13 protein-coding genes are annotated in these 19,441 nt (G+C 61.3%); 10 read left to right on the forward strand and 3 right to left on the reverse strand.

Translation table 11 applies throughout. The features are described from left to right. Positions 1-51: 51 nt before the first annotated feature. The 3 genes from HX792_RS25695 to HX792_RS25705 all read left to right on the forward strand — a co-directional run bounded on the left by HX792_RS25695 (position 52) and on the right by HX792_RS25705 (position 3,857). Positions 52-1,311: a hypothetical protein gene (locus HX792_RS25695; RefSeq protein WP_176998714.1), complete on the forward strand. Its 1,260-nt coding sequence runs from the start codon at positions 52-54 to the stop codon at positions 1,309-1,311. A 135-nt stretch (positions 1,312-1,446) separates the two neighbouring features. Next, positions 1,447-2,142, forward strand: coding sequence for a DUF1266 domain-containing protein (locus tag HX792_RS25700; protein ID WP_176998715.1), 696 nt, complete (start codon positions 1,447-1,449; stop codon positions 2,140-2,142). Continuing rightward, complete coding sequence (locus HX792_RS25705; RefSeq protein ID WP_176998716.1) at positions 2,139-3,857, forward strand: DUF805 domain-containing protein; 1,719 nt, start codon at positions 2,139-2,141, stop codon at positions 3,855-3,857. Before HX792_RS25700 ends, HX792_RS25705 begins: the two co-directional genes overlap by 4 nt. An 11-nt stretch (positions 3,858-3,868) precedes the next feature. Here HX792_RS25705 and HX792_RS25710 read toward each other — a convergent pair whose 3' ends face one another. From HX792_RS25710 to HX792_RS25720, 3 genes are all read right to left on the reverse strand, one after another. Beyond that, positions 3,869-5,560: a molecular chaperone HscC gene (locus tag HX792_RS25710; RefSeq protein ID WP_176998717.1), complete on the reverse strand. Its 1,692-nt coding sequence runs from the start codon at positions 5,558-5,560 to the stop codon at positions 3,869-3,871. An 83-nt stretch (positions 5,561-5,643) separates the two neighbouring features. After that, positions 5,644-8,922, reverse strand: a complete 3,279-nt coding sequence (locus HX792_RS25715; protein WP_176998718.1) for an EAL domain-containing protein — start codon at positions 8,920-8,922, stop codon at positions 5,644-5,646. Between the two features lie 66 nt (positions 8,923-8,988). Beyond that, positions 8,989-9,879 (reverse strand): LysR family transcriptional regulator, encoded by an 891-nt coding sequence (locus HX792_RS25720; protein WP_176998719.1) that lies wholly within the window; start codon positions 9,877-9,879, stop codon positions 8,989-8,991. Between the two features lie 139 nt (positions 9,880-10,018). On the opposite strand from HX792_RS25720, the gene leuC reads away from it, so the two are divergent. The 7 genes from leuC (at position 10,019) to HX792_RS25755 (ending at position 19,295) form a co-directional block, all read left to right on the forward strand. After that, positions 10,019-11,437 carry a 3-isopropylmalate dehydratase large subunit gene (leuC, locus tag HX792_RS25725; protein WP_176998720.1) on the forward strand — a complete coding sequence of 473 codons (1,419 nt, stop codon included), beginning with the start codon at positions 10,019-10,021 and terminating at the stop codon, positions 11,435-11,437. 10 nt (positions 11,438-11,447) lie between these two features. Beyond that, the gene (leuD, locus tag HX792_RS25730; RefSeq protein WP_176998721.1) at positions 11,448-12,092 is read left to right on the forward strand and encodes a 3-isopropylmalate dehydratase small subunit; all 645 of its coding nucleotides are present in this window, start codon (positions 11,448-11,450) and stop codon (positions 12,090-12,092) included. 130 nt (positions 12,093-12,222) lie between these two features. After that, a complete protein-coding gene (locus tag HX792_RS25735; RefSeq protein ID WP_176998722.1) occupies positions 12,223-12,987 on the forward strand; it encodes a class I SAM-dependent methyltransferase in 765 nt (254 codons plus the stop codon). A gap of 53 nt (positions 12,988-13,040) precedes the next feature. Further along, positions 13,041-14,123 (forward strand): 3-isopropylmalate dehydrogenase, encoded by a 1,083-nt coding sequence (leuB, locus tag HX792_RS25740; RefSeq protein WP_021491199.1) that lies wholly within the window; start codon positions 13,041-13,043, stop codon positions 14,121-14,123. A gap of 64 nt (positions 14,124-14,187) precedes the next feature. Then, on the forward strand, positions 14,188-15,300 hold the full coding sequence (gene asd / locus HX792_RS25745) for an aspartate-semialdehyde dehydrogenase (RefSeq protein ID WP_176998723.1): 1,113 nt from the start codon (positions 14,188-14,190) through the stop codon (positions 15,298-15,300). 230 nt (positions 15,301-15,530) lie between these two features. Further along, positions 15,531-16,541, forward strand: coding sequence for an aspartate-semialdehyde dehydrogenase (locus HX792_RS25750; protein ID WP_176998724.1), 1,011 nt, complete (start codon positions 15,531-15,533; stop codon positions 16,539-16,541). Between the two features lie 162 nt (positions 16,542-16,703). Beyond that, on the forward strand, positions 16,704-19,295 hold the full coding sequence (locus HX792_RS25755) for a FimV family protein (protein WP_176998725.1): 2,592 nt from the start codon (positions 16,704-16,706) through the stop codon (positions 19,293-19,295). Positions 19,296-19,441 lie beyond the last annotated feature (146 nt).

A 19,441-nucleotide genomic window follows, 5' to 3' on the forward strand; every position in this document is an offset into this window, starting at 1 on the left:
ATAGCGTCATTCCCCACGAACCTCAGGGCCTATACGTCAGGAATCTGGTCCATGAGTGCTTTCATATCAAAATGCCCGTTTGTTCCAATGAATACCCCGCACACTTGCTCCTACGAGGCCTCCAGCGGCAAATCGCGACCTATTGCCCATGCGTTCAACGTCGCCGAACGCAGGTTTGGCGAGAACTTTGACGGCAGCACTCACGCCGCCGTGATCAAGATGATGATGCATGCCCTGGGGCCGAGTCCGTCGGACATGTTCCGCCATGTCGTTCCGTCTGGTCGTGGTTGCGACGTCACGATGAAGGATGAATTCAAGGTTCACGTCACCCAGGAAGAGCTGAGGCGCGTGGCGCAGGTCTCCAGGTTCAGTGGTGATGACCCGGTAGTGGTCATGAATGCCAATTTTGCGTTGGCTGTGTTTGTGAAGCGTAAGCAGGTGGCAGGCGACTATCCCCGTTTTGAAGCGGCCCTGGAAAAAACGCTTCAGGGCGAAACCACGCTCAGGGTGTTGAAAGGGATGGGCGTGTCAGGCTTGTCCCAGCACGTACCGCCAAGCGAGATGAAGAGGAAGGGCGTCGTCGCGGTGATGGAGACCCATAGCCTGGGCAGTGCACTGGTGGTGGATGGCGTCGGGCATCATTACGCCGGGCAGCGCGCAGTGGGTGATCGCTACGGCTACGTACTGTTCCCGGACAAGCCGCAGGTGGTTTCGCTCGGCAAGTTGACGGCCAGCGAAAGGCCAAAGGATATATGGGGTGGTTTCTACCAGGGCGTGCAGGGCAATTGCGTCACGGTGTCGGCGATCAAGGCGGCGATGATGCGGTTCGGGCAAAGCCCCCAAGCTATTTATCGGCAGGTCACTGCAACCTCGACGGGGTATGAAGTGGTCATGCGAGACAGCTTCACCTTGCGCCTCACCCATGAAGAGTTGAACAAGGCCAGGGCTGCCTCATGGCTGGCGGGCGCTGACCAGCAACTGCTCGAAGACGCTAACTTCCTGTACGCCGTAAGTGCCAAGCGTGCCCAGTTGGAGAACAATGATTTTCGCGCCAGCCAAGGCTACGATGTGGCCCTGGCGACACTCAGCGATGGCGAATTCCCGGGCCAGGCCCTGCGCCGGCTGGGGTTGTTTGGCTATCTAAGGGAAAGCGACGTGAATGAACTCGCCAAAGGCGCCATCGGCACGCTGGCGGGTAATGGCCATTCGGTGGTCGTCATCAATGGTGCGTTCGACCTGTACGGGCAGAAACATGACCTGGCGTCTTCCCGATGGATGAACACCGGGTTTCGCGCGTTGAAGCTGGTGTGAGTCAATCGCCAAGCCTGCTCTTTTCCTACTCATAAAGGAGATGAAGCGCCCACGCTATCAGATAACCCTCTTATGCATTCCAAGGCTCAGTGTCTAGCCTTTTTGGTCTCTCACTGGTCATGGAATGCCCTTTAGATGGACGAAACTCAACGTCGTTGGCTGTATGCCTTGTCTGCTCCCATGGTTGCGCTCAATCCGGGAGCCGGGTACGCGGAGCCCGCCTTTTATGCTGATCCCAGCTATATCAATCTGAATTGCAGTTGGGGAATCAACGACCGCGACCAGTTGTTCGACATGCTGGGCATGGCGGATGACGGGCATGCGCGGCATCTCAATGACGCGTACGACCAATGGTCGCGGTGTTTGCCCAGCGAGTGGCAAACCCTGCTGTCGCAGTTGGACCCGCGCGAACGTGCGTTGTATGAGTTTGCCAGCCGCACGCACGGTGAATGCGGTGAGGGCGGGATTCGAGCCTGGGACTTGGGGCGAATGGGCTTTTTACTGCGTTGTGGGTTGCGCAACCAATGGATTGACGCGCCGGAGAGCCTTTGGCTGCAAAGCCGAATTGCTTTACGCGCTCGCCATCATTACGGCGATTGGAATAGCTACTTCAATGGCTTCCTGATCGGTCACGCGTTCTGGCGCTGTGAGGGGTTGCCTGTCGACTCGCTCACGCAGGCTTTGAATCGTCAGGGAAACTGCGAAAGCAAGCGTCTGATCGTTAATGCACTGGTCAATGACGAGGCGGCGTTCTTGGAGGGCTTGCCTTGGGAGCTTGCCTTGGCGGCACCTCCTCGGCCCACCAGCTTGCGTGGGTTCGATTGGTCATGACGTGCTGGGTAATCCTGGGTATCGAGCCCACCACCGACAGCGATCTGATCCGGGGTGCTTATCGGGCACGCTTGCCAGCATTCCATCCAGAACGCGATCCGTCGGGGTTTCAAGCGTTGCGGGGTGCCTACGAATCAGCGCTGGCGTTAGCCCATGAAATGCTTCTGGACAGGGACACGCACAGCCGTGTTCAGGAAGAGGCAGAGCTTCAGGCAATGGGTTCGTTCGACGCGCTTCTCGAGGATTCCACCCAGCGTTATGACGTGGAAGCCTGGAAGGTTTTCATGCTTCAGTTGGACAAATTACCCCTGGAGGCACTGCAGTCTGTCAGTTTGAGGTTGTTGAGCGAGCTAATTGAGATCCGGCATGTACCGCATGCATGCGCACAGCTGTTGGCGAATCGTCTGGGTTGGTCCGGGTTGTTGCTTGAAGTCGACTTTGACAGTGCAAACCGAATCGACCAGTTTCTCCAGCGCATTCAGCGGCCAGACCCTTTCGACCTGACGATGATGGGAAAGTGGCCCGCGCCGGTTCAGCTTGAAGTGCTCTGGTACATCCGACACCTGGACTATCTGTCCCTCCATCGCCCTTTGGATGAGTACTGCGAATTCGCAAACTTGCATACCTGCCTGCCGCTTCCGAGTGACCCCACGCTTATCTGCCGACTGCTGGCGCAGTTCACACATGCCGGTATCGGTGGCAGGGGCTTGAGGGAGGCGATTATCGAAAGGCACCCACAGATGCCCGATGATCCCGATAGCTTGTACCTCGCGGCCACTCAAAACGGTTTGTTGGGGTTGGAGGAGCAGGCGCTGCAAGGGTGGGTAGCGTTGTGGCGCCAATTTCAACATCCCAAAGCGGCGGTGTGGCTGTTGGCGTTATGTGCACGCCATCAGCCACAGCGCCTGCCGCTGTTGATTCAGGCGTTCGATTGTCAGGCGCTTTCCCTGGATTTGGTCCAGGAGCAACGGGACATTGATGAGGCGCTGGCTAGCCCGGGCATGCGTGCGGAAACATTGGCCCGGTGGTACAACGCGTCACACGACAGGCTGCCAGGTGTTGCGGGGGCTTACGTGAAATGGGTCACAGGTGGCGACAGTCAGCCGTTGTTTGCACGCTTGCGCGATGGCCAGGCTGAGGCTGATTTATTGCGTTTTTATCGCCACGCATGGGCCTTGCATGAAGGGGATTTGAAGCAATTGCAGCAGGTGCTGGAGCAGGAGCCCATCGTTGGCGTGCTGGATGAGCTGATCCTGGAAGGGTTTCGTCATCAGGCGCGGCAACGCATCGATAGGTTGTCGGCGATGCGCAACTCGCCTGAGCCTGAAGCATTGCCTGCTGCAAACGTTGGCCGCTCGCTTGAGCCTGTGTCGCCTTGGGCTTTTTGGTGCTTTGGTTCGAGGTTGGGGCGTAGAGCGTTCACTGGGCAGGTCGCGACAGGATTGGCGCTTGGGGTTTATGGGGTTTGGTCTATACCTGCGGCGCCTGTTTTGTCGATAACGCTGCTGGCCTTTGTGCTCTTCTTGCTCGCCGGTGCTGTATTGCGCCGGCTGCACGACATGGGGCGTGGGTTGCCCACGTTAATGCTCGGCATCGTTTTGACCGCGATCGTACCGTTCTTCCCGCTTCTCCTGTGTTTATGGCCGGGTGACAGCCTGCCAAATCGCTTTGGCCGTCCTCCCGGCAAGGCTGAAGCGACCGTCGCAGGCGATTGAGGGCCGATTGATTAAAGGTGCAACTCATCCAGTATTCGGTTGAGTTGCTGGCGAGACTCGTTGATATCAGCAGTTTGCTGGGCAGACAGTATCTGGTTGAACGCGTCCAGCCACTCGCCAATCTGTTGGCGCTCATTCCCCGTGCTCTTGGCCCAGGCACGCTCCAGCCTGGCGGCCAGCGTTCGATTGGGCAGGCTTTCACGGGGGTGGATTTTCAGGCCGGCCAATCGTTGTCGGCTGCGGGCTCGAGCTTCCTCATCCAGGCCATTGGGCGTGTGGTCGATGCTGTGGCTATGGCGCTCGCCGTTTTCCAGCAGCGTGACGTCTATTTCCAGCAAACCGTTGATGTCGTAACTGAAGCGCACATCGATGGCCTGGGTTTCTTCCGTCGGTGTCAGCGGCACTTCGAAGGCGTCAATGAAGGTATTGTCCTGTACCCACGGTCGTTCGCCCTGGTAGACCGCGATGCGTATGAATCTCTGGTGCGGGAGGCTGCTGTAGAAACGCTGCTCCCGGGAGGTGGGAATGACGGTATTGCGCTCAATGATGGGGGAGAAGGCGCCGCTGTTGTCTTCCCCGCGCATGGAAGAAATACCCAAGGTATAAGGGCAAACATCCGTGAGGATCAGCTCTTCGATGGCCTGGTCTCGCGCCTTGCAGGCGGCCTGGGCGGCAGCGCCCAATGCAACCACGGTGTCCGGGTCCAGGTGACGGTAAGGCAGGTGGCCAAACAAGGTGGCGACCATCTTTTGCACGGCTGACAGGCGCGTGGCACCTCCGACCAATACCAGATTGTCGAGGTCTTGAGGGCGAAGCCTAGCATCGCGCAAGGCTTGGTCGATTGGTGCACGCAATCGAAGCAGCAGGGGGGCCCAGATGCGATGTGCCAACTCATTGTCCAAATACCATTCACGGCGTTGGCCTGCATGCTCCCAATGCAGGGTTTGTGGGCCGTCGAGCAACTTGCACTTGAGCTGTTCAAGCGCGTCTTCAAGGCTGGCGGCTGCTTTGGTATCCAGTGGCTCCCTCGCCAGTTTCCAATCATCGAGGCAGGCCTGCACCAAGGCCGAGGTGAAATCCTCGCCCCCGAGAAAGTTGTCTCCTGTTGACGCATGCACCTCTATCAGCGGCAGCGCGTACTCAAGCACAGTGACATCAAATGTCCCGCCCCCCAGGTCGAAAACCAGGGTGCGGTGCAATGACTGTTCGTGTAACCCATAAGCCATTGCCGCAGCGGTGGGTTCGTTGATCAAGCGCGTGACGGCAAGCCCGGCCAATTCAGCCGCAAAGACCGTACGTTTACGCTGTTCGTCGCTGAAGTACGCCGGAACCGAGATAACCGCCTCTGACACTTCAACGCCCAGAAATGTCTCGGCATCCTGTTTCAATGCGCTGAGAATCAACGCTGACAACTCTTCAGGGCTGAACCCTTGATCGCCCAATTGAAAGCGTTTGTCGCTGCCCATAAACCGCTTGAAGGCTGCTGCGCTGCGCTCGGGGTGGGTGGTCAGGCGTGATCGGGCGGCCTTGCCGAGCAGAATATGGCCGTCTTCGTCGAGACTGACCACGGAGGGGGTCAGTACATCACCCAGTGCGTTCGGGATAAGGATGGCCTTACCCGATTGCCAGACGGCGCAAACACTGTTGGTGGTGCCCAAGTCGATACCCAGCAGTGCTGGAGGGGGGGAAGCTGCGTCCTGCATGATTGGCGTGTCCAGATAGGTAAACGCCTGACCTTACAAATCTGTCTGGACGGCGCCTATCAGAAAAATCCTGCATGGCGCGTTTAGCCCAACAACCGCCTGAACCCCTCAATCGGCAACGGCCGGCTATGCAAATAGCCCTGGAACACATGGCAACCCAGCCTCTGCAAAAACGCCAGTTGCTCCTCGGTTTCCACGCCCTCGGCAATCACTTCCAGATTCAAGCTGCGCGCCATGGCCACGATGGCGCGGATAATTTCCGCGTCGTTGGGGTCGTGGGTCGCATCACGCACAAACGACTGGTCGATCTTCAGCGCATCCACCGGCAGGCGCTTGAGATAGGTGAGCGAGGAGTAGCCGGTGCCGAAGTCATCCATCGCAAAGCTCACGCCGAGTTTTTTCAGGCGGCGCATCTTGCTGATGGTGTCGTCCAGGTTCTGGATCACGATGCCTTCGGTGATCTCCAGCTTCAGCAGGCTGCACGGCAGGTCGTGCTGGCTGAGGCTGCGCTGCACCCGTTCCACAAAGTCGTTCTGGCGAAACTGGCGCGGGCTGATGTTCACGCACAGGCTGAACTTCAGCGGGTCTACCAGGCCGTCGGCAATCAATTGCTGAAAGGCGGCACAGGCTTCATCGAGAATCCAGGTGCCCACTTCCAGGATCAGGCCGCTGTCTTCCAGCACCTTGATGAACTCGGTGGGTGACTGCGCGCCCAGTTGCGGGTGCTGCCAGCGCACCAGGGCTTCGGCGCCGATGATCTGGTTGCCGCGTGCATCCACCTGAGGCTGGTAATGCACGCTGAACTCGCCGCGTGACAAGGCCAGGCGCAGGTCAGTTTCCATGCGCAGCCGTTCGCTGGCGGTTCTTTGCATGCTGTTGTGGAACATTTGCGTGGTGTTGCGCCCCGAGTCCTTGGCGCGGTACAGGGCGATGTCGGCGCGCTTGAGCAGGTCGGCCGGGGTGGAGCCGTGATCGGGGATCAGCGCCACACCGATGCTGGGCGTGACCTGCAGGCGGTGGCCGTCGAGGAACATCGGCTCCGAGAGCAGCTCGCGCAGGGTGTCGGCCAGTTCCTGCACCTGGGCGCTGACTTCGGTGCGCGTGCCGTCCAGGCCGCTGAGCAGCACCACAAACTCGTCGCCACCCAGGCGTGCCACGGTGTCTTCCATGCGCACGCTGGCTTCCAGGCGAGCGGTGACGATTTTCAGCACGGTGTCGCCCACCGGGTGCCCCAGCGAATCGTTGATGTGCTTGAAGTGGTCCAGGTCGAGGAACAGCAGCGCGCCGCGCAGGTTGTGGCGCTTGAGCAGGGCGATCTGCTGGCTCAGGCGGTCCATCAGCAGGGCGCGGTTGGGCAGGTTGGTCAGCGGGTCGTGGTAGGCCAGGTGGCGGATCTGCGCCTGGGCATTTTTCAGCAGGCTCACATCGCGGGCGGTCAGCAGCAGGCAGGGCATTTCGTTGAGGGTGATCGGCTCCACCGACACCTCCACTGCCAGCAACTCGCCACGCTTGTTGTGCCAGAGCATTTCCAGATGGTGGATGCGCCCCTTGATCTGCAACTCGGCCAGCAGTGCAGCGCGCTGGTTTTCATCGGCCCAGATGCCGATCTGGTACAGGGTGAGGCCGATGGCTTCTTCGGCGCGATAACCGGTCAACCGGCAGAACCCGTCATTGACCTCCACGTACCGGCCGGTATCGCGCTCGGTGATGGAGATGGCGTCGGGGCTGGAATGGAAGGCCTTGGCGAACTTCTCTTCGCTGGCCTTCAGCGCCGCTTCCGAACGCTGTTGCTGGGTAATATCGCGCAAGGTGGTGACGATGCACGGTTGGTCGCCGACCTTGATCAGCCGGCTGGAAATCACACAGGTCAGGCTCTGGCCGTTCTTGTGGTGCACCACAATCGCCACATTGCTCAACGATTGCTCGCGAATCACCCGCTCAATGCGTTGCAGGCGCTTGCTCGAATCGTCCCACAGGCCGATCTGCTCGGCGCTCTTGTCGATGACCTCGGCGGCCGTCCAGCCAAACGTCTGGGTAAAGGCCGGGTTGATCTCGATGAACTCGCCGCTGTCCAGGCACGTGACGCAGATGGGGTCGGGACTGGCCTGGAACAGGCTGGCGAACTTTTCTTCGGAGGCGGTCAGGCGTTGCTCGCGCTCCACCTGGTCAGTGATGTCCAGCAAGGTGCCGGCCATGCGCAGCGGCTTGCCAGCGTCGTCGCGATACAGGCGGGCGCGGCTTTCCAGGTAGCGCGGGCTGCCGTCCTCCATCAACACGCGATAGGTCAGTTGATAGTTACCCTCCGGGCCTTCGCGCAGGCTGCGGTAGGCGTTGCGCATGCCCTCGCGGTCTTCATCGGACATGCCCTCGAAAAACGCCTCGAAGGATTCATGGAAGGGTTCGGGTGGCAGGCCGTGCAATTGGGCGGCGCGGGCCGAGCCGTAGAGCATGCCGGTAGGGATGTGCCAGTCCCAGGTGCCCAACTGCGCCGAGTCCAGGGCCAAGTCGAGACGTTCCTGGCTGTCCTTGAGGGCCTGCTCGGCGTTTTTGCGCTCGGTGGTGTCGAGGAAGGTGCTGATGAGGTAGGCCTCGCCCTCTAGCTCGACCTTCTGCGCGCTGAGGGTGCCGTCATGGATCTGGCCGTTGCTGGCGCAAAACTGCACCTCCATGGTGATCGGCTCGCCCTTGCGCTGGGTGGCCTTGACCAGCAGCGCACGCTGGTCGGGGTGGCGCCACAGGCCCAGGTCCAGGGTGGTACGGCCGATGACGTCGGCGACTGGCCAGCCGAACAGCATCTCGAAATACTGGTTCGCCTCGCTGATCAGGCCGTCGGACTGGCGGGTGAGCAGTACCATGTTCGGGCACAGGTGAAACAGCGTGGCGAAGCGTTTTTCGGAGTGGCCAAGGGCGTTTTCCCGTTCGCGCTGGTGGGTGATTTCGCGGATCACCCCGATCATCCGGCGTCGGCCGTTTTTATCCGGCGCCAGGCTGCCGTTGATTTCCAGCCAATGCAGGCTGCCATCGGGCCATTGGATGCGATGGTGCATGGCCTGCTCGAACGGCTCGCCGGCCAGCACCGCGTGAAAGGCCCGCACCACGCGGGCACTGTCTTCGGGGGCGAGCAGGTCGAGGTAGTCCAGGTCCTTGGGCAGCGGCTGGCGGGGGTCGAAGCCGAACAGCGCCTGGGTGCCCCGCGACCAGCTGATGCGCCCGGTGTCGATTTCCCAGCACCATGCACCCAGCCGGGCAGCGTTCAGGGCTGCCAGCAGCTGTGGGGCGCTGTCCCAGCTCTGTTCCGCCTCTTGAGGGTCAAGGGCGTAGATGCGGGGCAGGGGTGGCACGGAATCGACGGGGTTGCGCATTATCAAAGGGCCTTCGCTCAATGGGCGTTCGGCGCGGGTTGGTTCAGGCCTATAGGCCGCACAGCTTCATGCCGGTATCCCTGGCAGATCGACCTGTGCATCCAATAGGCTCATGAAAGCCCGCGCAGCGTTCGACAGCGTCCTTTCGGTGTGCACGATATAGCCTAGCTGGCGACTGAGCTGTATGCCCGGCAAAGCGATGCTTGCCACCTGATCATCGAGCATGGTGCGCGGCAACACGCTCCAGGCCAGGCCGATGGACACCATCATCTTGATAGTTTCCAGGTAGTTAGTGCTCATCGCGATGTTCGGCGTGAGGCCCTGGGCTTCGAACAGCCGGCTGACAATATGGTGGGTAAAGGTGTTGCCACCGGGGAAAACTGCCGGGTGCTTGGCGATATCCGCCAGGCTGACGGTGCCGTTGCTGGTGAGGCTGTGTTCCGGCGCGACCACGAAATCCAGTGGGTCATCCCACACCGGGGTGGCGCTGACGAGGTTGTGCGGGTCGGGCGCCAGGGTGATCACCGCCACTTCGGCGCGGCCGTGGAGGATTTCTTCGTAGGCCACTTCAGAATCGAGGAACTGGATATCCAGCGCCACGTTGGGGTACTCCCGGGTAAAGGTGCGCAGCACCGGGGGCAGGCGGTGCAGGCCAATATGGTGGCTGGTGGCCAGAGTCAGCCGCCCGCTGACTTCACCGGTGAGGTTGGTGAGGGCGCGGCGGGTGTCATCCAGCACGTTGAGGATCTGATAGGCCCTGGGCAGCAAGGCCCGTCCGGCCTCGGTCAGCCCGACTTCACGGCCCAGGCGATCGAACAAACGCACCTTCAGTTGTTGCTCAAGGCCGGCAATGCGTTTGCTGACCGCCGGTTGGGTCAGGTGCAAGCGCTCACCGGCGCCGGAGAAACTGCCGGTCTCGGCGATGGCAATAAAGGCGTTGAGGTTGGCCAAGTCCATTGTGGTATTCCAGTTGGTAATCCAAAGCATAAAAAATATGAATTTGAGTTATTTAATGTAGCGCCATACCATCAGCCTCACAAGCCAAAGGGTTATTGAAAAGCCCGGCGTATGAAACACCGCTGATGAGGACCGACTGATGGCCGGCAAAACGCTTTACGACAAGCTTTGGGATTCCCATGAAGTGAAACGGCGCGACGATGGTTCGTCGCTGATCTATATCGACCGTCACATCATCCATGAAGTGACCTCGCCCCAAGCGTTCGAAGGCCTGCGGCTGGCCGGGCGCAAGCCTTGGCGCGTCGACTCCATCATTGCCACCCCGGACCACAACGTACCGACCACCCCCGAGCGCAAAGGTGGCATCGACGCCATCGCCGACCAGGTGTCGCGCTTGCAGGTGCAGACCCTCGACGACTATTGCGACGAATATGGCATCACCGAATTCAAGATGAATGACGTGCGTCAAGGGATCGTTCACGTGATCGGCCCGGAGCAGGGCGCCACCTTGCCAGGCATGACCGTGGTCTGCGGCGACTCCCACACCTCCACCCACGGTGCGTTTGGCGCACTGGCCCATGGCATCGGCACCTCCGAGGTGGAACATGTGTTCGCCACCCAGTGCCTGGTCGCCAAAAAGATGAAGAACATGTTGGTCAAGGTCGAGGGCACCTTGCCGTTCGGCGTGACCGCCAAGGACATCGTCCTCGCCGTGATCGGCAAGATCGGCACCGCCGGCGGTAACGGCCACGCCATCGAGTTCGCCGGCAGCGCCATCCGCGACCTGTCTATCGAAGGCCGCATGACCATCTGCAACATGTCCATCGAAGCCGGTGCCCGCGTGGGCATGGTGGCAGCGGACGAAAAGACCGTTGAATACGTAAAAGGTCGTCCATTTGCACCCGCGGGTGCTGACTGGGACGCTGCCGTTGAAGCCTGGAAAGACCTGGTCTCCGACGCCGATGCGGTGTTCGACACCGTGGTTGAACTCGACGCTGCCCAGATCAAGCCGCAAGTCAGCTGGGGCACCTCGCCGGAAATGGTCTTGGCCGTCGACCAGAACGTGCCGGACCCGGCTAAAGAAGCCGATTTGGTCAAGCGTGGTTCTATCGAGCGCGCCTTGAAGTACATGGGTTTGCAGGCCAACCAGGCCATCACCGACATTCAGTTGGATCGCGTATTTATCGGTTCCTGCACCAACTCGCGGATCGAAGACCTGCGCGCCGCAGCCGTCATCGCCAAGGGCCGCAAGGTGGCCTCGACCATCAAGCAAGCCATCGTGGTGCCGGGCTCAGGCCTGGTGAAGGCGCAAGCCGAAGCCGAAGGCCTGGACAAGATTTTCCTCGAGGCCGGTTTTGAATGGCGCGAGCCAGGCTGCTCGATGTGCCTGGCGATGAACCCGGACCGTTTGGAGTCGGGCGAGCATTGCGCGTCTACCTCCAACCGTAACTTCGAAGGCCGCCAGGGTGCCGGTGGGCGTACTCACCTGGTCAGCCCGGCCATGGCCGCTGCTGCTGCCGTCAACGGTCGTTTCATCGACGTTCGCGAATTGATCTGAGGAATACCCGATGCGTGCTTTTACCCAACACACCGGCCTTGTCGCTCCTTTGGACCGTGCCAACGTCGACACCGACCAGATCATCCCCAAGCAGTTCTTGAAGTCGATCAAACGCACCGGTTTCGGCCCTAACCTGTTCGACGAGTGGCGTTACCTGGACGTGGGCTACGCCTACCAGGACAACTCCAAGCGCCCGCTGAACAAGGACTTCGTGCTCAACGCCGAGCGTTACCAAGGCGCCAGCGTGCTGCTGGCCCGCGAGAACTTCGGTTGCGGTTCCAGCCGTGAACACGCGCCATGGGCCCTGGAAGAATATGGCTTTCGCAGCATCATCGCGCCGAGTTATGCCGACATCTTCTTCAACAACAGCTTCAAGAACGGCTTGCTGCCGATCATCCTGAGCGATGCCGAAGTGGATGAGCTGTTCAAGCAAGTGGAAGCCGAGGAGGGCTACCAGCTCACCGTCGACCTGGCCGCGCAAACCGTGACCCGTCCGGATGGCAAGGTGTATCACTTTGAAGTGGATGCTTTCCGCAAGCACTGCCTGCTCAATGGCCTGGACGACATCGGCCTGACCTTGCAGGACGGCGATGCGATTGCCGCGTTTGAGGCCAGGCACCGGGCGAGCCAGCCCTGGTTGTTTCGCGATGCCTGATTGGCGGTAGACCGTGCGGGCCCCATCGCGGGCAAGCCCGGCTCCCACATTGGAATGCATTCCAACTGTGGGAGCTGGCTTGCCTGCGATAGCGCCCGTACCAACACCCCAAAACCCAAGGAAAACCACCATGACCGGCACCGCCCACACCCAAGTCGTGCAAAAACAATTCGGCGAGCAAGCCTCCGCCTACCTGAGCAGTGCCGTGCACGCCCAAGGCACCGAATTTGCTCTGCTGCAGGCCGAACTGGCCGGGCAGGGCAGTGCGCGACTGCTGGATTTGGGGTGTGGTGCCGGTCATGTCAGCTTCCACGTGGCGCCGCTGGTCAACGAAGTGGTGGCCTACGACCTGTCCCAGCAGATGCTCGACGTGGTCGCAGCTGCTGCGAAGGACCGTAACCTGGGCAACATCCGCACCGTGCACGGCGCCGCCGAGCGTTTGCCGTTCGCCGATGCTGAGTTCGACTTCGTGTTCAGCCGTTACTCGGCCCACCACTGGAGCGACCTCGGCCTGGCCCTGCGCGAAGTGCGCCGGGTGCTGAAGCCGGGCGGCGTGGCGGCCTTTGTCGACGTCTTGTCACCGGGCAGCCCGCTGTTGGACACTTACCTGCAAACCGTCGAAGTGCTGCGCGACACCAGCCACGTGCGCGACTACAGCGCCGCCGAGTGGATGCAGCAGCTCAGCGAGTCCGGCCTGCATGTGCGCAACAGCAGCCGCCAGCGCTTGCGCCTGGAATACACCTCGTGGGTCGAGCGCATGCGCACGCCAGAGGTGCTGCGCGCAGCCATCCTTGAGCTGCAACAGGCGATGGGTCAGGAAGTGCGTGATTACTACGACATTCAAGCCGACGGCACCTTCAGTACCGACGTGCTGGTGGTCTTTGCCGAACGCTGATTGATTTTTCCCGACCTGCCCGCGGGCAGGTCGCTTGATGAAATGAGGAACCCATGAGCAAGCAGATTCTGATTCTCCCTGGCGACGGTATTGGTCCGGAAATCATGGCCGAAGCGGTCAAAGTCCTGGAACTCGCCAACAGCAAGTACAGCCTGGGCTTCGAACTGAGCCACGACGTGATCGGCGGCGCCGCCATCGACAAGCACGGCGTACCGCTGGCCGATGAGACCCTGGACCGTGCCCGTGCGGCCGACGCCGTACTGCTCGGCGCCGTGGGTGGCCCGAAATGGGACAAGATCGAGCGCGACATTCGCCCTGAGCGCGGCCTGCTGAAGATCCGTGCGCAATTGGGCCTGTTCGGCAACCTGCGCCCGGCGATCCTCTACCCGCAACTGGCTGACGCCTCGAGCCTCAAGCCGGAAGTGGTCGCGGGCCTGGACATCCTGATCGTGCGCGAGCTGACCGGCGGTATCTACTTCGGCTCGCCACGCGGCGTGCGCGAGCTGGAAAACGGCGAGCGCCAGGCCTACGACACCCTGCCGTACAGCGAGAGCGAAATCCGCCGTATCGCTCGTGTCGGCTTCGACATGGCCCGCGTGCGTGGCAAGAAGGTCTGCTCGGTCGACAAGGCCAACGTGTTGGCCTCCAGCCAGCTGTGGCGTGAAATCGTCGAAGAAGTGGCCAAGGACTACCCGGATGTCGAACTGAGCCACATGTACGTCGACAACGCCGCCATGCAACTGGTGCGCGCACCCAAGCAGTTCGACGTGATCGTCACCGACAACCTGTTCGGCGACATACTGTCCGACCAGGCCTCGATGCTCACCGGTTCCATCGGCATGCTGCCGTCGGCGTCCCTGGACACCAACAACAAGGGCATGTACGAGCCTTGCCACGGTTCTGCACCGGACATCGCAGGACAAGGCATTGCCAACCCGCTGGCGACCATTCTGTCGGTGTCGATGATGCTGCGTTACAGCTTCAACCTGAGTGAAGCGGCCGACGCCATCGAGAAGGCCGTGAGCCTGGTGCTGGACCAGGGTTTGCGCACCGGCGACATCTGGTCGCAGGGTTGCACCAAGGTTGGGACGCAAGAAATGGGCGACGCAGTAGTCGCCGCGCTGCGGAATCTGTAATCTCTCGGGCCCCCTTGCAGAAGTTTGCTGCAGGCGGCCCACTTTTTAACAAGGTGTAGTTGCGATGAAACGTGTAGGTCTGATCGGTTGGCGCGGTATGGTCGGTTCCGTGCTCATGCAGCGGATGCTGGAAGAGCAGGATTTCGATCTTATTGAGCCGGTGTTTTTCACCACTTCGAACGTGGGTGGCCAAGGGCCGTCCGTGGGCAAGGATATTGCCCCGCTCAAGGACGCCTACAGCATTGAAGAGCTGAAAACCCTCGACGTGATTGTGACCTGCCAGGGTGGCGACTACACCAGCGAAGTCTTCCCCAAGCTGCGCGAAGCTGGTTGGCAGGGTTACTGGATCGACGCCGCGTCAAGCCTGCGCATGCAGGACGACGCCGTGATCATCCTCGACCCGGTGAACCGCAAGGTCATCGACCAGCAGCTGGATGCGGGCACCAAGAACTACGTCGGCGGCAACTGCACCGTCAGCCTGATGCTGATGGGCCTGGGTGGTCTGTTCGAAGCTGGCCTGGTCGAGTGGATGAGCGCCATGACTTATCAGGCGGCCTCCGGTGCCGGTGCGCAGAACATGCGTGAACTGATCAAGCAGATGGGCGCGACCCACGCCGCCGTGGCCGATCAACTGGCCGACCCGGCCAGCGCGATCCTCGACATCGACCGCCGTGTGGCCGAAGCCATGCGCAGCGATGCGTACCCGACCGAGAACTTCGGCGTGCCATTGGCCGGTAGCCTGATCCCGTGGATCGACAAGGAACTGCCGAACGGCCAGAGCCGTGAAGAGTGGAAGGCCCAGGCCGAGACCAACAAGATCCTCGGCCGCTTCAAGAACCCGATCCCGGTGGATGGCATCTGCGTGCGTATCGGCGCGATGCGCTGCCACAGCCAGGCGCTGACCATCAAGCTGAACAAAGACGTGCCGATCGCCGATATCGAAGCGTTGATCAGCCAGCACAACCCATGGGTCAAGCTGGTGCCGAACAACCGCGACATCAGCATGCAGGAGCTGAGCCCGACCAAGGTCACCGGCACCCTGAACGTACCGGTGGGCCGCCTGCGCAAGCTGAACATGGGCACCCAGTACCTGGGCGCGTTCACCGTTGGCGACCAACTGCTGTGGGGCGCGGCCGAACCGCTGCGCCGCATGCTGCGGATCTTGCTGGAGCGTTGATCGCGTAAGGCAATCAGAGAAACCCGCGACTGGTGACAGACGCGGGTTTTTTGTTGTTCTTGAGGCGCTATCGCAGGCAAGCCAGCTCCCACATTTCGATTTGTGAGCACGGTCAAATGTGGGAGCTGGCTTGCCTGCGATGGGGCCATCAGCTTCACCACAAAAACTGGCCCAATTACCCCACCACCCGGTAAAGTGCCGCTCCCCCCGCAATGCCCGAGGCAGCCCCCATGACCCAGACCTTTGATATCGCCGTGATTGGCGCCACCGGCACTGTCGGTGAAACCCTGGTGCAGATCCTCGAAGAACTGGACTTCCCGGTGGGCGCCCTGCATTTGCTGGCTGGCAGCAACTCGGCGGGTGCGTCGGTGCCGTTTCGCGGCAAGAACGTGCGGGTCAAGGAAGTCGACGAGTTCGACTTCAGCAAGGTGCAGCTGGCGTTCTTTGCCGCGGGCCCGGCCGTGACCTTGAGCTTCGCCCCGCGCGCAACGGCGGCGGGTTGCTCGGTGATCGACCTGTCTGGCGCCTTGCCGGGTGACCAGGCACCCCAAGTCGTGCCGGAAGCCAATGCCCACGTACTTGATGGTCTGAAGAAGCCGTTTCAGCTCGGCAGCCCAAGCCCATCGGCCACCAATCTGGCGGTGGTGCTGGCGCCATTGCGCAGCTTGCTGGACATCCAGCGTGTCAGTGTCACTGCCAACCTTGCAATCTCTGCCCAAGGCCGCGAAGCCGTCAGCGAGTTGGCTCGTCAAACGGCCGAGCTGTTGAACGTACGCCCGATGGAACCTCAGTTTTTTGATCGCCAGGTAGCCTTCAACCTGCTGGCCCAGGTCGGCAAGTCAGATGCCCAAGGTCATACAGCCCTGGAGAAGCGCCTCGTACACGAGCTGCGCGCCGTGCTGGAAATGCCTTTGCTGAAGATTTCCGCAACCTGCGTTCAAGCCCCGGTGTTTTTTGGCGATAGCCTGACTGTGTCATTGCAATTGGGCGCGCCGGTCGATCTGGCAGCGGTCAACCGCGTGCTTGACGCCGCACCGGGTATCGAGCTGGTCGAGGAGGGGGATTACCCAACGGCCGTGGGCGATGCGGTGGGCCAGGACGTGGTCTACGTGGGCCGGGTTCGCGCAGGTGTGGATGACCCCGCGGAACTAAATCTGTGGCTGACGTCAGATAACGTACGCAAAGGCGCCGCCCTGAATGCGGTACAGCTGGCGCAGTTGTTGATAAAAGGCCTTGTGTAAAAGATACTTGGCGGCAATTTGTAGATTGATTCTAGCCAGGCGCTATGCTTGGCCCCAAGCAGCAAAAGATGCGCGTCGGTGACCTATCGGCTCGCCATGCCTTATGGCAGCGGTTACCAACCTTCTCGCGGGCCGGGGAGTGTTCAAACAAAGGATGAGGCTATGGTTCAAGTTCGCAAACTGGTGTTAGCAATAGCGGCCGCCTCGGCGCTGTCCTCCGGTATGGCGCAGGCGCTGCAGCTGGGGGAGATGACCCTCAAGTCGAAGTTGAACCAGCCGTTGTCGGTGGAAATCGAACTGCTAGATGTCGGTGGCCTCACCGCGTCCGAGATCACGCCGAGCCTGGCGTCGTCCCAGGCGTTTGTGGACGCGGGTGTCGATCGCCAGGCGTTCCTCAATGACCTGACGTTTACCCCCGTCATCAACCCGAACGGCCGCAGTGTGGTGCGTGTCACCTCCAGCAAGCCGCTGCCCGATTCCTACGTGCGTTTCCTGTTGCAGGTGCAATGGCCCAATGGCCGCCTGATGCGCGACTACAGCGTGCTGCTCGACCCGGCCAAGTTTGACCAATCGGCACCTGCACCGACAGCAGCGCCTGCGCCCGTCGTGCGCGCGAACACGCCGGCGAGTACCGCACCTGCTGTCAGCAAACCGGCCCAGCACACCACGACATCACGCGACACCTTGTGGGAAATTGCCGAGAAGAACCGCAATGGCGCGTCGGTGCAGCAAACGATGCTGGCCATCCAGGCGCTTAATCCGGATGCCTTCATCGACGGCAACATCAACCGCCTGAAAACCGGCCAGGTCCTGCGCCTGCCGGATCGTGTGCAAGCCACCAGCCTGCCGCAATCGAAGGCCATTGCCGAGGTGACCGCGCAGAACAATGCCTGGCGCCAGGGCCGTCGCGCGGCGACGAACCCGGTGGCCGGCAAGCAGCAACTGGACGCCACCAAGCGGACCCAGGCGGGCAGTGCGCCATCGACGACCAATGCCCAAGACAATTTGAGCCTGGTCTCGGCCGAGTCCGCCAAAAAAGGCGCGAAGGGCAAGGCGGGTGACAACCGTGCCCTGAGCGACAAGCTGGCGATGACCCAGGAACAACTGGACACCACCCGTCGCGACAACGAAGAACTGAAAAGCCGCGCGGCCGACCTGCAAAGCCAGTTGGACAAGCTGCAAAAGCTGATCCAGCTGAAAAATGATCAGCTGGCGCGCTTGCAGGCCGAAAAAGGCGACCCGGCTGCTGCTCCTGCGACGGCAGCGATGCCGGCTCAGTTGGCCAACGCTCCGGCCGCCGCGGCACCTGCCACGCCTGCGCCTGCGACCCCGGAGGCCGCTGCGCCGGCCCCCGAGCCGATCAAGCCGCAAGCCGCGCCTGCCACGACCGAAGACAAATTCAATGACCTGCTGACCAACCCGATCGTGCTCGGCGTGGTCGGCGGTGCGGCAGGCCTGGTGGTGTTGTTGCTCCTGCTGCTGTGGGCGCGTCATCGCAATGCTCGCCGCGAGGAGGAAAAACACCTGCGCATGGCGCGGGCGCTGGCGGAAGAGCCAGAGTTCACCTCCAACCTTGATCATGACCTGCCACCAGACAGCTTCGAAGGCCTGGAGGTACCTGCTCCCAATGTAAAGCTGGCAGCGGCCCCAACCCCCGCCCCGGTGGTTGAGGAGCCGGTAATCACACCAACCGTGGCCTCCGTGCTCGCACCGTTGGCCGTTGCAGTGGCGCCGATGAATTCCAGCGATGCCCTGGCTCAGGCCCAGTCCCATATCGATCGCGGCCACCTGAACCAGGCCGCCGATGTGCTGGAGCAGGCGATCAAGCACGAGCCAAAGCGCAGCGACCTGCGTTTGAAGCTGATGGAAGTCTACGGTCTGCAAAACGATAAGGACGGTTTCGTGACCCAGGAGCGCCAACTGGTGGCCAATGGTGAAAACCATGCCCAGGTCGAGCAGCTCAAGTCGCGTTTCCCGGCCATGGCCGTGTTGGCGGCCGGTGTCAGCGCCGCGGTTGCCGCCGCTGCACTGGACGCCCAGTACGTCAAGGACCTGCTGGAAGACAAGCCGGCCGCACCGGCACCGACGCCGGCTCCTGAGGCTGATGCGTTCGACACCGACTTCGACCTGAGCCTGGACGACCTGGAGGCCGCTTCCCCGGCTGTGGTCAATCCGGATGATGAGTTGAGCTTTGAGTCGGTGCTGCAACAGCAGACCGAAGCCAAGGCCAGCCCGGACGACCTGTCGGACTTTGACCTGGACCTGCGACTGGACGCGCCGACCTCTGTGCAGTCCGATGACGACTTCCTTTCGGGTCTTGAAGACCAGATGAAGGACGTCCCAGCCGTTGAGCCGCCGACCCTCACACCGGCTGCGCTGGACGATTTCGACCTGCCGGAAGACTTCGACCTGTCCCTGGCCGATGAGCCAGAGACGCCTGCTGCCGCCAAGCCTGATGCATTTGCGTCGGAACTGGATGATGTCAACGCTGAGCTGGATCGCCTGTCCCAGAGCCTGGAGCATCCGCCTATCGAGCCGTCCTTCACTGCTGAAGACGCGGCGCTGGGGGGCGATGAGCCGGAGTTCGATTTCCTCTCCGGCACCGATGAGGTCGCGACCAAGCTGGACCTGGCCCAGGCCTATATCGATATGGGGGATGCCGACGGCGCGCGGGACATCCTCAGCGAAGTGTTGACCGAGGGTGACGAGGCCCAGCGCGGCGAGGCCAAGGAAATGCTCGGCCGACTGGCATAACAGGCCATTGTTGACGCAATGGCGACCTTCGAGTCGCCGTTTTGCATTGTAGGGGCCGGCTTGCCGGCGATAGTCTCGACTCGGTTTGGCTGCAAAGACCGCGTCGCTTGCATCGCAGGCAAGCCAGCTCCCACACAAATCGGCAT

The sequence above is a fragment of the Pseudomonas sp. B6002 genome (assembly GCF_013385985.1).
GTDB lineage: Bacteria > Pseudomonadota > Gammaproteobacteria > Pseudomonadales > Pseudomonadaceae > Aquipseudomonas.

Coding starts and splice junctions, on each gene's coding strand:
- HX792_RS25705 (WP_176998716.1), top strand. CDS start 2,139: ATGACGTGCTGGGTAATCCTGGGTATCGAGCCCACCACCGACAGCGAT.
- HX792_RS25700 (WP_176998715.1), top strand. CDS start 1,447: ATGGACGAAACTCAACGTCGTTGGCTGTATGCCTTGTCTGCTCCCATG.
- leuD (WP_176998721.1), top strand. CDS start 11,448: ATGCGTGCTTTTACCCAACACACCGGCCTTGTCGCTCCTTTGGACCGT.
- HX792_RS25695 (WP_176998714.1), top strand. CDS start 52: ATGAGTGCTTTCATATCAAAATGCCCGTTTGTTCCAATGAATACCCCG.
- HX792_RS25715 (WP_176998718.1), bottom strand. CDS start 8,922: ATGCGCAACCCCGTCGATTCCGTGCCACCCCTGCCCCGCATCTACGCC.
- leuC (WP_176998720.1), top strand. CDS start 10,019: ATGGCCGGCAAAACGCTTTACGACAAGCTTTGGGATTCCCATGAAGTG.
- HX792_RS25720 (WP_176998719.1), bottom strand. CDS start 9,879: ATGGACTTGGCCAACCTCAACGCCTTTATTGCCATCGCCGAGACCGGC.
- HX792_RS25750 (WP_176998724.1), top strand. CDS start 15,531: ATGACCCAGACCTTTGATATCGCCGTGATTGGCGCCACCGGCACTGTC.
- leuB (WP_021491199.1), top strand. CDS start 13,041: ATGAGCAAGCAGATTCTGATTCTCCCTGGCGACGGTATTGGTCCGGAA.
- HX792_RS25710 (WP_176998717.1), bottom strand. CDS start 5,560: ATGCAGGACGCAGCTTCCCCCCCTCCAGCACTGCTGGGTATCGACTTG.
- HX792_RS25735 (WP_176998722.1), top strand. CDS start 12,223: ATGACCGGCACCGCCCACACCCAAGTCGTGCAAAAACAATTCGGCGAG.
- asd (WP_176998723.1), top strand. CDS start 14,188: ATGAAACGTGTAGGTCTGATCGGTTGGCGCGGTATGGTCGGTTCCGTG.
- HX792_RS25755 (WP_176998725.1), top strand. CDS start 16,704: ATGGTTCAAGTTCGCAAACTGGTGTTAGCAATAGCGGCCGCCTCGGCG.